This window comes from Streptomyces cyslabdanicus, from assembly GCF_052663305.1.
The window spans coordinates 130,229-143,956 of the sequence record NZ_JBQRUW010000008.1; the positions used below are offsets into that span (position 1 = coordinate 130,229).

Sequence of the window (13,728 nt, forward strand, 5' to 3'; positions counted from 1 at the left end):
GTGTCCGGCAGGGGCGGGTTCGGACCGGGTTCAGACCGGGCGCAGGACGGACTCAGGCCGGTGTCATCAGCAGCGGGCGGGCCCGCTCGCGCAGCTCGACCACGCGTGGCTCGTCGCTGTACGGCTCCAGCCGGTGCAGGAGGTCCTTGACGTACTCCGTGGTGCGCGCGGAGGAGATGCGCCCGGCGACCTCCACGGCCCGCACGCCCTGCGCGCAGGCCGCGTCCAGGTTGCCGGACTCCAGTTCGGCGACGGCCGAGACGACCAGCCGCAGGCCGTGCGAGCGGACGAACTCCTCGGTCGGCTTCGACAGCGCCTGCTCGGTGAAGCGGCGGACCTGGCGGGGTGCCTTCAGGTCCCGGTAGCACTCGGCGGCGTCGGCGGCGAACCGGTCGTAGCCGTAGAAGCCGAGCCAGGACGGGTCGTTGTCCCCGTCGCGGGACCGCTCGAGCCAGCCCTCGGCCGCCTTCAGGGCGGCGCCGGCCGCCTGGGCGTCGCCCGCGCGTGCGTGGGCGCGTGCCTCGACGAGCCGGAAGAAGCTCATGGTGCGGGCCGTGGCCAGGCCCCGGTTGCGCTCCAGGGCGGCCTGCGCGAGGTCGACGCCCTCGTCGCCGAAGCCGCGGTAGGTGGCCTGGAGGGACATGGAGGCCAGGACGTAGCCGCCGAGGGGCACGTCGGCGGCGGCGCGGGCCAGGCGCAGCGCCTGGATGTAGTAGCGCTGGGCGGCCTCCTGCTGGCCGGTGTCGAAGGCCATCCAGCCGGCGAGCCGGGTCAGTTCGGCGGAGGCGCCGAACAGCGCCCTGCCGACCTCGTCGGAGTACGAGGCGAGCAGCAGCGGCGCCGCCTCCACGCGCAGGCACTCGGGCACCATCGAGGAACGCCAGTCGCCGCCTCCGTACTTGGAGTCCCAGCGCCTGGCGTCCTCGGCGGCCTCCCGCAGCTTGCGCACATCGCTGTGGCCGACTTTGACCGGTGTGCCGGAGGACTCCGCAGGGCCCGCCTCACGCGCCACCGAACTGTCGGCCGGGGTTATCAGCCACCGCGAGGCGGGCGTTGCGTATGCGCTCACTGCGAACGATCCGGCGAGCGACTGCCAGATGCCGCCGGAGCCGGCCCGGCGGCCGGCGAGGTCGAGCCGGTACAGCTCCGTCGCCGACTTCACCGCCTGGCCCACGTCCCTGGGGAAGGCGAGGCCCACTTCGGGTGCGGGATCCGCGTCCGCCAGGCCGATCTCGTGGAGCGGCACCGGGCGGCCGAGCTTCTGCCCGATGGCGGCGGCGATGAGGTGCGGCGCCGCACCCTGCGGCACCATCCCCTTCGAAACCCAGCGCGCCACCGAGGTCTTGTCGTAGCGAAGTGTCAACCCGCGCTGGGCGCCGAGGTCGTTGACGCGCCGCGCGAGTCCTGCGTTGCTGATTCCCGCGAGGGCGAGAACGGCGCCGAGCTTTTCGTTCGGCCCGCGTTGCTCCCTGGACATGCGCCACCCCTCGACACAGACGGCTGCCGCGCTGGCATAACCACGCGGCATTCGTAAACCCAGCGTAGTTCGCCGCATCCCAAGCGTTAAGGGGCATTCTTCCGGATGGCGGGATTGTGGCCCGCACTCAAGTACGGTCCCTGCACGCAGGGTTGCGGCGTGCCCCCGTCGTGTGGCCGTGCGCCCGCCCGTGCGCTCTTCTCCGGCCACCGAGGGAGCGGTTCCATGGTCCTGCGTGGGTCGGCCCGCTGTACTGGATCCAGTGGGCTGGGGGACACCGCCGCCTTCATCCCCGCGGGCGGCGGAACGGTCCGGGGGGCGAACTCCGCCTCCCGGACTGCGTGTTGTCTGCGTGAGACGCAGAGCGAGTACGGAGTGTGCGCACATGTGTCCCCATGGCGCAGAATTGGCCGAAAGTCGACTCTGCCTCCCGCCGCCGATCACCGCTCCCACCACGGCAGTTGAGGGCGCGAAGGGTGTTGCGGGGAGCGCATCAGGGGGCGCATTCGAGTCGTGACGGCCGTGCACGGTACGGGCGTTCGCCACTGCCGGGGCCGGCGCGCGGGGGCGCGCACACCGTACCTAAGGCGGCTCCGCCTCCCCTCCGGCGCGCCTCCTTCGTGGCAGCATGGTGACCTGGTTCGTTGCGGTGCACTGGTTGCCCACAGGCGGTGGAGGCTTCGATGCGGTGGTTGGTGGGATGGAGCAGCACCGCCGCGGGCGCCACCGGGACCGGCTCCGCGGGCGCCACCGGATACGACGGCCAGACCCTGCACCCGGTGGGCTCCCAGCTCCTGTGGGGCGACCCGGACCCGCTGTGGGCGGTCGGCGACTGGCGTCCGGACGAGATCCGCGTGGTGCAGGCCGACGCCCGGACCAGGATCGCGGTGCTCGGCATCTGCGGGGCCTCCGACGAACAGCTGAGGGTCGGCCTGTTCGCCGCGCGCGGGGGCGCGCTCAGGCATCTGACGGCCTGGCCCGGAAGCTACACCGCCGTCGTACAGGTGGACCGCCGCATCACCGTCTGCGGCGACCTCGCCGGGGCCCGCCCGGTGTTCCACACCCCGTGGGCCGGCGGCACGGCGTACGCGACGGCCGCGCTGCCGCTGGCCGACCTCGTCGAGGCCAACCTCGACTTCGGGCACCTGGCCGCCCTGCTGGCCGCCCCCGACGTACCGGCCGCGCTGGACGACTCCACGCCCTACGAGGGCGTACGCCGCGTTCCGCCCGGGCACGCGCTGATCCTGCGCGCGGGGGCGCGTGAGGTCGCCGGGTACGAGCCGGTCGCCTCGCTCGCGGTGGCCGCACCGCCGGCCGACCCGGACCGCGCGGTCGACGCGGTGCGCGACGCACTGGTGGAAGCCGTCCGCGCCCGGCTGTCCGCGCCCCGGCACGTACCCGACATCGACCCGGGGCCGGTGCCCGGCATGGGTCCCGCCGAGCGTCGTGCGGCCCGCGGGATGCCGGTGCCGGGGATCGGGGCCGACCTGTCCGGCGGCCCGGCCTCGGGCACGCTCGCGCTGCTGGCCGCCGGGCTCCCGGGCCGACCCGGCACCCTCCTGGGCCACGGCACGGGAGCCGGCGAGCGCCTGCTCGCGGTCACCTTCAACGACCTGACGGCCACCGGGCGCGAGGCCGAACTCGAACGCGCCGGGACGCTCGCGGCCAACCCCCGCCTGCACCACGTCGTGGTGACCGGCGGCGAGGACGTGCTGCCCTACGCCGAACTCGACGGCCCCCTCACCGACGAACCCGGCCCGTCCCTCGTCGCGGCGGCGCGGCACCGCGCACGGCTGGCGGCGGGCAGCGCGGACCACTTCACCGGCCACGGTGCCCGGCAGGTCCTGGACGCCCACCCCGCGCGCCTGGCCGACCTGCTGATGGACCGCAAGCGCCGCCATCTGGTCCGGCCGGTCGCCGCGCTCGCCAGGGCCGACGGATCGGTCATGGTCCCCGCGCGCGTGTACGGCGCGGCGCGGCGGCTGGCGCGCACGCCCTACCGCGCGGGACTCGACGTGCTCGCCGAACGGCTCCTGCACCGCCGCTTCGACGAGCCCACGGGCACCGTCGGGGCGTCGCTGGCCGCACTCTCCTGGGCCAGACCCGGACCGGCGGCCCGATGGCTGACCGGAGAGGCGCTGGCTGAAGTATCGGTTCGCCTGCAAGGGGCGACCCACCGTTCGGGAGTGGGGCCCGGGCAGCGGCCGGGCGACTACCGCGCGCGTGCCGCCCTCGCCCGGCACGCGGCGGACCTGCGGGTGCTCGAGCAGGCGGCCGAGGTCCGCTCCCAGCGGCTGCACACGCCCTTCCTCGACAACCAGGTCGTCCGCGCCTGCCGGGCCCTGCCGGAGGCACTGCGGGTCCAGCCGGGTGCCCGCGCGGTGATCCTGCGCACGGTCCTCAAGGGCGCCGGGGTGGGCGACCTGCCACCGGGCTGGGGCGCCCCCTCGCACGCCTCGGCCGCGGCGGCGTCCCGTACCGGCCTGCGCGTGGCCGTCAACGACCTGGTGGACCTGTTCGCCACCCCGCTGCTCGCCGAGGCCGGCCTGGTGGAGGCCCGCGTGGTCCGCAAGGCCCTGCGCGCGGCCGCGCAGGGCGAGCCGCTGCCGCTGGACGGCCTGGCGGAGCTGGTGTCCCTGGAGCTGTGGCTGCGGCGCCTGCTGTCCCGCCGCGGCACCTGCTGGACCGGCACACCCGCGCGTGCCCGCGCGGTACCGGCGGGCATCGCGCCGCAGCGTGGCGCGCTCTCGTCCGGCGGCCGGGCGAGCCCTACCGGCAGGTGAACCGGGACTCGGCCCAATCCGCCAGGGCCACGGTGTCGAAGGAGCTGTCCGGCTCGACGACCAGCCGTACGGTCCGGTGCCCGGCGAGGCCCACATGGACGGGGACGGCCGGATCACGGCCCGCGACCGTCCCCGAGTTCCACAGGCGGACGCCGTCGGCGTACACCGAGAAGGAGACCCGGCCGAGCCTGCCCGTCAGGCTGTCGACGCCGACCACGGCGTCGTAGGCGGAGCACTCGCGGTTGAGGTCGATGGTGACGGACGAGTCGCCGTGCACGGTCACCCCGTGCGCGTAGCGCTCGCCGGCGATCCACAGGCTGTGGCGCTGCCACACCCAACTGCTCGCGCCGAGCCGCATCTCGGGGCGGGTGCCGTCTCCGGTGACGTCGTACTTCAACTCGTTCCAGCGGTAGACCACCGGAGCGGGCGGGGGAGGAGTCGGCGTGGGTGTGGGTGTCGGTGTGGGGGTCGGCGCGGGCGTGGGCACGGGCGCCGTGGTCGGGGCGGGCGTCGGCGACGGTTTGGGCGCCGGAGCGGGGGCGGCGGCGGGAGGCGCCGGAGGCTTGACGCTCGGCGTTGGTGTCGGTGTCGGTGTCGACTTCGGGGCCGGCCTCGGCGGCTCGGGCGTCGGGGCCGGTGCGGGAGGCAGAGGGGGCGTCGGCTTCGAGGCCGGCTTCGGCGGCTGCGGCACGACCGCCGGTGCGGGCGCGGCGGGTCGCGCCTGAGGCTTCCCGGCCGGGGTCTCGTGACCGACCAGCGCGAGCGCGACCGCCGCGGCGGCCACGGCGACCACACCGGCCGCGATCCCCGCCTTCACCGGCGCGCCCAGCCCCTCCGAGGCCACCGAGCCCCCGCCGCCGGAGGCACCTCCGCCCGCGGCACTCGCGGCACCTGCCGCGCCCGCCGCGCCCGCGCCCCCGGCGACGATGCCGAGCGCCTTGGCGTACCCCGCGGCGCCGAACCAGCCGATGACGGCGACCGGGACCACGGCCGGGATACCGCCGGCGACCTCGGCGATCTGCGTGGCCGCCAGCCGGCACTTGGCACACTCCTCCAGATGCTTGCGCAGCCCCCGCTCGGCACGGGTGCGCAGCTTGCCGCGGGCGTAGCCGCCGAGCTGGTCGGCATAGCGGGCGCACTCCTCGTCCGCGGTGAGGGAGGCGCTGACATGGGCCTGGAGGTAGGCCTGCCGCAGCCCCTCCCGCGCCCGGCTGGCCAGCACCCGGGTGCCGTTGGCGTCCAGCCCGAAGAGCGTGGCGACGGCGCTCGGCGACTCGTCCTCGACCTCGGTGTGCCACAGCACGGCCTGCCACCGCTCGGGCAGCGAGCGGAAGGCCCGCACGGCCATCGACTGCTCGGCCTCGTGCATCGCGCGCACGTCGGCGCCGAGGTCCACGCCCGCTCCGAAGGAGCCGCCGGAGGCGGCGTCGTACGAGAGCTCCGCGGCCTGCGCGGCGAACACCGCGAAGTCGTCGACCAGGTGCTCGCGCCGGGCGGTCCTGGTCCACTGCGCGGCGACCCGGCGGACGGTGGTGAGCAGATAGGCGCGTACGGCGTACTCGGGTCCTGAGCCGCCGCGCACCGCCTGGAGCACCCGGGCGAACACCTCGGCGGTCAGGTCGTCGGCGGTGTGGGCGTCCCGGCAGCACGTGCGCGCGTACCGGCGTACGGCGTCGGTGTGGCGCCGGTACAGCTCCTCGTAGGCGCTGTCGTCGCCCGCGCGCACCCGCCCGATCAGCTCCGCGTCGGACGGCGGCAGGTCCGCCGGGGGCGCCGGCTCCACCGCGGACGGCTGCTCGCTCCCTCCCACCCGCTCGCGCTGCGCCGGTACGGCGTTCTGCCCCGGTACGCCGCTCTGCCCCGAGGCACCCCGGGGCCGCCCGGCGGCGTGCGGGACGCCGGACGGTCCGCCCTGGGACGGCACCTGCGGAGAGTCCGGCCCGTCCGTCCGCGACCCGCCGTCACCGGCGCCGTCACCACGCCCGTCAACGCTCATCGCGCAAACGCCCCCGTCGCCGGCCCGACCGTCCCGATCACCGAGCCAGACTGCCACACCGACCGCCGCCGGGCCCCGACGGCAGGGATCCTCCACCCGTCCGAGGGGCCCTGCCGCGCCCCGGCAGCGCCCTCACCCGTACGGGGAGGACCGCCGGACGCGGCTCACGCGGGGTCACCGCTCACGCGGGCCGCGACCGCAACCCCTCCAGCAGGATGTCCAGCAGCCGGGCCGAAGCGGCGGCCTGCTGCGCCGCGTCCGGCAGCGAGGGCGCCGCCGTCGCGATGACCAGCAGCACGTCCGACACCGACACGTCCGGCCGCAGTTCGCCCGCCGCACGCGCACGCTCCACGAGCCGGCCCACGACCTCCAGCAGCGCCGCCGCCCCCGCGTCGTCCTCCGCCGCACCGGACTTGGGCGCCGTCCCGTCGGCCATGAGCCTCAGCTCCCCGGAGCCCGGCTGGACGCGCTGCTGCGGCACCCGGGGGTCGGCCGGACCGCCCGCACCGCCGGCCCGGTCCTCGGCGACCGAGACCCGCAGCACCTGCGGCGGCAGCAGCCGCCCGGCGCCGGAGGCCACCGACGTCCGCAGGAAGCGGGAGAGCGCCGACCACGGCTCGTCCTCCTGACCGAGCGCGGCCCGCGCCTGGTCGGCCAGCCGGGAGGTCTCCTCCTCGGCTATCCGCCGCACCAGGACGTCCTTGCTCGGGAAGCGCCGGTACACCGTGCCGACGCCGACCCGCGCGCGCCGCGCCACGTCCTCCATCGGCGCGCCGTACCCCAGCTCGCCGAAGACCTCGCGGGCGGCCCGCAGCACGTGTTCGAGGTTGCGCTGTGCGTCCACGCGCAGCGGTGCCGTCCGGCCCGTGCGGGGCTCGTCCCCGCGCGCGTTGCCCGCCGCAGCGCCCATCGCCCCGTCGCCGGGTGCCACGGCGGACGCGGTGGACCAATGAGTGCCCTGAATGTGCATAAGTGATCCCCCGGTAATGACGTCTCCCCCCGGAGACTCCCCGTCCCTGATTCCGGAGCGCGCGGAACGGGATCACGCACGATCAGGCCCGCCCTCGAGATCTGGTGGTACTCGGCGGGCTCGCTCGGATCACATCCCCCACACCCCGTAGACACACGAACATAGTTGAGAGGGAGTCAATTCAGAAGGGGCAGGTTCCGCACGGAGCGCCCCCCGATCGGAGTACGAGCCGCATACGTCCGTATTGAGCCCCCTTCCGTCCCCCGGCGCGCGCCCACTGACCTGGGCCCTTTCCTCACGTATCGACAATTCGGCCAACCCCGTGCCGCTCCGGCCGACGGTCACACAATTCGCCGGGGCTGTGGACAAACGAGAGCGCCGGGTGCGTCATGGGATGGTGAAGGAACGTGCGCGCATTCTCGTTGTCGGCGGCGGCTACGTCGGGATGTACACGGCCCTGCGCCTGCAGCGGCGGATGAGACAGGAGCTCAGCCGGGGCGAGGCGGAGATCATCGTGGTCACCCCCGATCCCTATATGACGTATCAGCCCTTCCTGCCCGAGGCGGCGGCCGGCGCGATCTCCCCCCGGCACGTCGTCGTCCCGCTGCGCCGCGTGCTCGACCGGTGCCGCATCATCGTCGGCGAGGCCACCTCCATCGACCACGCGCACCGCGTCGCGACCCTCACCACCCTCGCCACGGAGGAGACCGGGGGCACCGAGAAGCTGGCGTACGACGAACTCGTCCTCGCCCCGGGATCCGTCGCGCGCACCCTGCCCATCCCCGGCCTGGTCGACTACGGCATCGGCTTCAAGACCGTCGAAGAGGCCATCGGCCTGCGCAACCACGTCATCGAGCAGATGGACATCGCCTCCTCCACCCGCGACCCCGCGATCCGCGACGCGGCCCTCACCTTCGTCTTCGTCGGCGGCGGGTACGCGGGTGTGGAGGCGCTCGGCGAACTGGAGGACATGGCCCGCTACGCCGCCCGCTACTACCACAACGTCAAGCCCGAGGACATGAAGTGGATCCTCGTCGAGGCCTCGGACCGCATCCTGCCCGAGGTCGGCGAGGAGTTGGGCCGCTACACCGTCACCGAGCTGCGCCGCCGCAACATCCAGGTCCTCCTGCGGACCCGCCTCGAATCGTGCGCCGACCGGGTCGCCGTCCTCAGCGACGGGCAGCGCTTCCCGACCCGTACGGTCGTGTGGACCGCGGGCGTCAAACCGCATCCGATCCTCGCCGCCAGCGACCTGCCGCTGAACGAGCGCGGGCGCCTGAAGTGCACCGCCCAGCTGACCGTCGAAGGCGTCGAGCACGCCTGGGCCGCGGGCGACGCCGCGGCGGTCCCGGACGTCACCACCGGCGAACCGGGCAGCCTCACCGCGCCCAACGCCCAGCACGCGGTCCGTCAGGCCAGGCTCCTGGGCGACAACATCAGCCACTTCCTGCGCGGCGAACCCCTGGAGACCTACGCGCACGCATACGCCGGCTCGGTCGCCTCGCTCGGACTGCACAAGGGCGTCGCGCAGGTCTACGGGCGCAAACTGAAGGGCTACCCCGCCTGGTTCATGCACCGCGCCTACCACCTCAGCCGGGTGCCCACGGTCAACCGCAAGACCCGGGTGCTCGCGGAATGGATGCTGGCGGGACTCTTCAAACGGGAGATCGTCTCCCTGGGTTCCCTGGAACATCCCCGGGCGGAGTTCGAACTCGCGGCCGGTGGAAAGCATCCTCTCGACCCGAACATCAACCCGAAAGGGTCGACCTGACCGGACCGGGGAACTCCGCCGCACGCCCCGGCGTCCAACGGATGCCGGCGCGGTCGGCCACACCGCCCAACCGGCCCGCGACCGGGGACGGGCAGCCGCCCGCCCCGCACGGATGACGCATTCCCGCCGTGCCGAATCCCCGGCACAGTAAGAATGTGCGGTCACCGCCGCGCGGCCCCTGACCCCCGGCCGGGCCCGGAGCTGGCCTGAGACGACGACACGAGGCAAGGATTCGTGAACTTCACGCGCTGGAGCGCCCGGCTCCCCGGAATCACCGGAACGCAGCGCCGCGCGGCGGCGCGGCCCGATCTCGCGACCGTCGGGGACCGACGGGCGGACGGCACCGTACCCGCGGCCCGCGCCGAACAACTGACCGATGAGACAGCGCCGGTACCGGCCGTCGACGAACTCCCCGCGCGTGAGGTCCTCGACCGCGTCCCGGCCCTCGTCGCCCTCGTCCACGGCCCCGACCACCGCGTCGCCTACGTCAACGACGCCTACGCGGCGGCCTTCGGCGCACGCACGCCCGGCGGATCCGCCCGCGAGGCCCTGCCCGAACTGCGCGAACTGGGTCTGCTCCCGCTCCTGGACCAGGTGCAGCGCAGCGGCAGGCCCCGCACCCTGAAGTCCCGCAAGGCACCGGACGGCCGCTCGTACACGTTCACGTGCACACCGGTCGCCGAACCGGAGAACGACGGCCGCGACGACCGGGACGGCCACGGAGGCCGTGGCGTTCTGGTCTTCGCCACCGACGTCACCGACCACGCCGACGCCGCCGAACGCCTGCGCGCCAGCGAGCGCCGGCAGCGCGAGACCGCCGTCACCCTCCAGCGCTCGCTCCTGCCCCAAGTACTGGAGCAGCCCGACGACCTGCGCATCGCCGCCACCTACCAGCCGGGCGGCACGGAGGCCGCGGTCGGCGGCGACTGGTACGACGTCATCACCCTCGGCGGCGGCCGCACCGCACTGGTCATCGGCGACGTGATGGGCAGAGGGGTGCGCGCGGCCGCGGTCATGGGCCAACTGCGCACCGCGGTCCGCGCCTACGCCCGCATGGACCTGCCTCCGCACGAGGTCCTGCAACTCCTGGACGGCCTCGCCGCGGACATCGACGCCAACCAGATCGCCACCTGCGCGTACGCCGTCCACGACCCCAACGAGGGCCGGCTGGTGTACGCCTCCGCGGGGCACCTGCCGATCCTGGTCCGCGACGAGAACGGCACCGTGCTGCGCGCCGACGAGCCCACCGGCCCGCCGCTCGGCACCGGCGGCTGGGTGCATGCCTCCGGCTCGGTCCCGCTGAGCCCCGGGTCCATGGCGGTCCTCTACACCGACGGCCTGGTGGAGCGCCGCGACGAGGACCTCGACGAGGGGATCGCCGCGTTGGAACACGCCCTCGCCGGCGCCACCGGCTCCCCCCAGGTGGTCTGCGACCGCCTGGTCCGCTCGGCGGGGGTGCAGGCCGACCACGACGACGACGTGGCCGTCATGGTCCTCCAGCACCCCGCCCGCACGGGCCCGGACGGCGAGCTCTTCCGCAACGCCGCGCTGGAACTGCTCGGCGGGGTGGAAGCGGCCCCACGCGCGCGTGCGTTCGCCTCCGGCGTCCTCACCAGCTGGCGCTTCCCGCCGGATCTGCACGACCTCGGCGTCCTCGCCGCCAGCGAACTGGTCGCCAACTCCCTCCAGCACGGCACCCCGCCCATGCGACTGCGCCTCAGGCGCACCGACCGCCGCCTCATCGTCGAAGTCACCGACGGCGACGACCACCTCCCCAGGCGGCGCCGCGCCGAACCGGGGGACGAGTCGGGCCGCGGCATCGCCATCGTCGCCACCATCGCCACCAGCTGGGGATCCCGCAGAACCCCGGGCGGTGGCAAGGCGGTGTGGTGCGAGTTCACCCTGCCGGGGGCGGCGGGCCGACGGGGGCCGCGCTGAGGCGGACCGTCCGCCGGGACGCGGTGGGCCGGGACGCGGCCCCACGGCCGGCGGAGGGGCGTGGGCTCACGCCTGTGCGCCCACCGGCTCCGCGGTGAGCCCGCCCCGAGCGATCACGCGGCTCCGCGCGGCCCACGGATGGTCCTGCACGGTGCTGAGCCCCCGCCCCAGCCGCAGCGCCAGGACGGTGATCAGGAGGGAGAACAACAGGAACGTCACCACGTACGGACCCGGCAGCGAGGCCGCCAGCGGGCCGCCCGCGGCCGGGCCGAGCGCCAGCGCGAGCTGCTTCACCAGGGCGAAGGCCGAGTTGTACTGCCCGGCCAACCCCTCCGGAGCGAGGTCCGCCACCAGCGGCGCGACCGTCGGCGACAGCATCGCCTCACCGAGCCCGAACAGGGCGTACGTCGAGACGAACGCGGCCGTGGCCATCGCCCGGCTGCCGTGCCCGAGCCCCGCGTACGCCGCCGCGGCCCACGCCACGGCCCAGATCAGGCCCACGGCCGCGATGATCCGCGACCGCCGCCGCCGCTCCACGAACTTCAGCACGGCGAACTGCGCCACCACGATCACCAGCGTGTTGGCGGCGAGCGCCGTCCCCAGCATCGACGGGGCCATGCCCGCGGCCTCCACGCCGTACGCGCTCAGGCCCGACTCGAACTGCCCGTAGCAGGCGAAGAACAGCACGAAGCCCAGCACGCACAGCTGCACCATCGCCCGGTTGCCGAGCAGCTGCCTCCAGCCGGTCCCCGCCGGCTGTCCGCCCCGCGCCGAGTCGTCGGCGGTCCGCGGCGGGTGCGGCATCCGCACGGTCGCCATCAGCGCGACCAGCAGCAGGAACACCGCCGCCTCGATCGCGAACAGCAGGGTGAAGGAGGAGACCCGGGTGGTGTCGACGAGGTGCCCTCCGATGAGGCCACCCACGCCGAGGCCGAGGTTCTGAAGGAAGAACTGCATCGCGAACGCCCGCGACCGCGTCTCCGTCGTCGAGCACTCCACGATCATCGTGGCCAGCGCCGGCTGCATCACGGCCTGCCCCGCGCCGAGCGCCGCAGCCGACAGCAGGACGGCCCCGGCTCCGCCCGCCAGCCCCAGGCTCAGCGCGCCGAGCGCGGCCGTGACCAGGGCGGTGAGCAGGACCGGCAGCGGGCCGCGCCGCACGATCGCCCGGCCGGCGAACGGCAGCACGATCAGCGCGGCCACGGCGAAGACGGCGAGGACGATCCCCGCCGTCATGGCCCCCAGACCCCGCACCTGCGCCACATAGACGTACAGGTAGGGAACGGTGAAGCCGAGCCCGAACGCGCTGAGTGCGTTGCCCACGTGGATCCGGCGCATCGCTGCGCCCATCGCCCTGGTCACGTTCACCCTCTCTCAAGCAGGTAGCAAGTAAGCAAGTAGTGGACAGGAGGTTGCTTGAAGTGGTCAGTAGTTAGAACTGAAGACTTCGAACCTAAACTTCGATGCTAAACAGTACACCTGGAAGGACTTCAACGCCAAGCAGTCCCGTGCCATACTGCGGACATGGGCGACACCCCCGGCGGCATCGACGGCATCGGCACCGAGCCTGCGCTCGAAGAGCAGATCGCCGCCTACCAGCGCGAGTTCCAGGACCTCGACCCCCAGGTCGAGCAGATCGTCTCCGCGTTGTCCCGGCTCAACCGCCGGATGAACGTGGCCTACGGCCGGCAGACCGCCGCGCTCGGCATAAGCAACGCCGACTGGGAGGTGCTGAAGGCACTCGTCCTCTCCGGCGCCCCCTACCGACTGGGCCCGAGCGACCTCGCCAAGCGGCTCGGCCTCACCCCCGCCGCGATGACCCACCGCATCGACCGGATGGTGGCCGAGGGTCTGGTCACGCGGGAACGCGACGAGGCCAACCGCGTCCGGGTCATCGTGGAGCTGACGGCCGAGGGGCGCGAGAAGTGGCTCGAGGCCATGCGGCTGGCCACGGTCTTCGAGGGCGACCTCCTCCAGGACCTGTCCCCGGCCGAGCGCACGGCCCTCGGCGAGGTCCTGATCAGGATCCTGCGCCGTGTGGAGCACGCCCAGCCGGACGCCGGCGGACGGCTCAGCGACCTTGACTGAGAACCCGACGCGGGGCGCTTGACAGTCGCCTGCCGGATCCGTAATGTTCTCCGGGTTGCCGCGGGACCGTCATGGTTTCTCGTCGACACCTCCGCCGCACGAGCGGCACCCAAACCACCAGCACGATCTCCCATCCGGGATTGTTTTCGGCGTGCCCGAATTCAATTCGAGTGGGACTCGTCGATCTTGATCCGGCGCCCCGAGGGCCCGATTGGGAATCGCCGAGAGAATCCGCTAAGGTTTGGGACGTCGGAACGGCCCAACAGCCGGGAAGACGGACCCCGCTGACTGGGGGTCAGGTCGAGAAAAAGATCTGATAGAGTCGGAACCGCCGGAAAGGGAAACGCGAGAGCGGAAACCTGGAAAGCACCGAGGAAATCGGATCGGAAAGATCTGATAGAGTCGGAAACACCGAAGGGAAGCGCCCGGAGGAAAGCCCGAGAGGGTGAGTACAAAGGAAGCGTCCGTTCCTTGAGAACTCAACAGCGTGCCAAAAATCAACGCCAGATTAGTTGATACCCCGTCTCCAGCATCTGCTGGGACGAGGTTCCTTTGAAAAACACAGCGAGGACGCTGTGAACCGAGAGGACTATTCCTCCTCCCGGTTCCGCTCTCGTGGTGTTCATCCCGATCACGGGAAAACATTCACGGAGAGTTTGATCCTGGCTCAGGACGAACGCTGGCGGCGTGCTTAACACATGCAAG

Annotated in this window: 8 protein-coding genes and 1 rRNA gene; 5 read left to right on the forward strand and 4 right to left on the reverse strand. The window is 73.4% G+C overall.

Annotated features, from left to right (window positions below):
• Positions 1-52: 52 nt before the first annotated feature.
• Positions 53-1,477: an NsdA family TPR-like regulatory protein gene (locus ACTYVM_RS06535; protein WP_445524972.1), complete on the reverse strand. Its 1,425-nt coding sequence runs from the start codon at positions 1,475-1,477 to the stop codon at positions 53-55.
• 683 nt (positions 1,478-2,160) lie between these two features.
• Here ACTYVM_RS06535 and ACTYVM_RS06540 point away from each other — a divergent pair.
• Complete coding sequence (locus ACTYVM_RS06540; protein WP_445524973.1) at positions 2,161-4,260, forward strand: asparagine synthase-related protein; 2,100 nt, start codon at positions 2,161-2,163, stop codon at positions 4,258-4,260.
• Here ACTYVM_RS06540 and ACTYVM_RS06545 read toward each other — a convergent pair.
• Positions 4,247-6,256, reverse strand: coding sequence for a sigma-70 family RNA polymerase sigma factor (locus ACTYVM_RS06545; RefSeq protein ID WP_445524974.1), 2,010 nt, complete (start codon positions 6,254-6,256; stop codon positions 4,247-4,249). The genes ACTYVM_RS06540 and ACTYVM_RS06545 overlap by 14 nt on opposite strands.
• Before the next feature lie 181 nt (positions 6,257-6,437).
• Positions 6,438-7,226 (reverse strand): TetR/AcrR family transcriptional regulator, encoded by a 789-nt coding sequence (locus tag ACTYVM_RS06550; RefSeq protein WP_445524975.1) that lies wholly within the window; start codon positions 7,224-7,226, stop codon positions 6,438-6,440.
• Positions 7,227-7,620: 394 nt separating this feature from the next.
• Between ACTYVM_RS06550 and ACTYVM_RS06555 the strand changes: the two genes are divergently transcribed.
• Entirely contained in the window at positions 7,621-8,997 is a 1,377-nt protein-coding gene (locus tag ACTYVM_RS06555; RefSeq protein WP_445524976.1) for an NAD(P)/FAD-dependent oxidoreductase, read from the forward strand.
• A gap of 234 nt (positions 8,998-9,231) precedes the next feature.
• Complete coding sequence (locus ACTYVM_RS06560; RefSeq protein WP_445524977.1) at positions 9,232-10,935, forward strand: ATP-binding SpoIIE family protein phosphatase; 1,704 nt, start codon at positions 9,232-9,234, stop codon at positions 10,933-10,935.
• A gap of 66 nt (positions 10,936-11,001) precedes the next feature.
• Here the strand turns inward: ACTYVM_RS06560 and ACTYVM_RS06565 are convergent, their stop codons facing one another.
• The gene (locus ACTYVM_RS06565) at positions 11,002-12,285 is read right to left on the reverse strand and encodes an MFS transporter (protein ID WP_445524984.1); all 1,284 of its coding nucleotides are present in this window, start codon (positions 12,283-12,285) and stop codon (positions 11,002-11,004) included.
• Positions 12,286-12,459: 174 nt separating this feature from the next.
• On the opposite strand from ACTYVM_RS06565, the gene ACTYVM_RS06570 reads away from it, so the two are divergent.
• Both ACTYVM_RS06570 and ACTYVM_RS06575 read left to right on the forward strand, forming a co-directional pair.
• Positions 12,460-13,023, forward strand: coding sequence for a MarR family winged helix-turn-helix transcriptional regulator (locus ACTYVM_RS06570; RefSeq protein ID WP_400030786.1), 564 nt, complete (start codon positions 12,460-12,462; stop codon positions 13,021-13,023).
• A gap of 644 nt (positions 13,024-13,667) precedes the next feature.
• A 16S ribosomal RNA gene (locus ACTYVM_RS06575) occupies positions 13,668-13,728 on the forward strand; the annotation flags it as partial.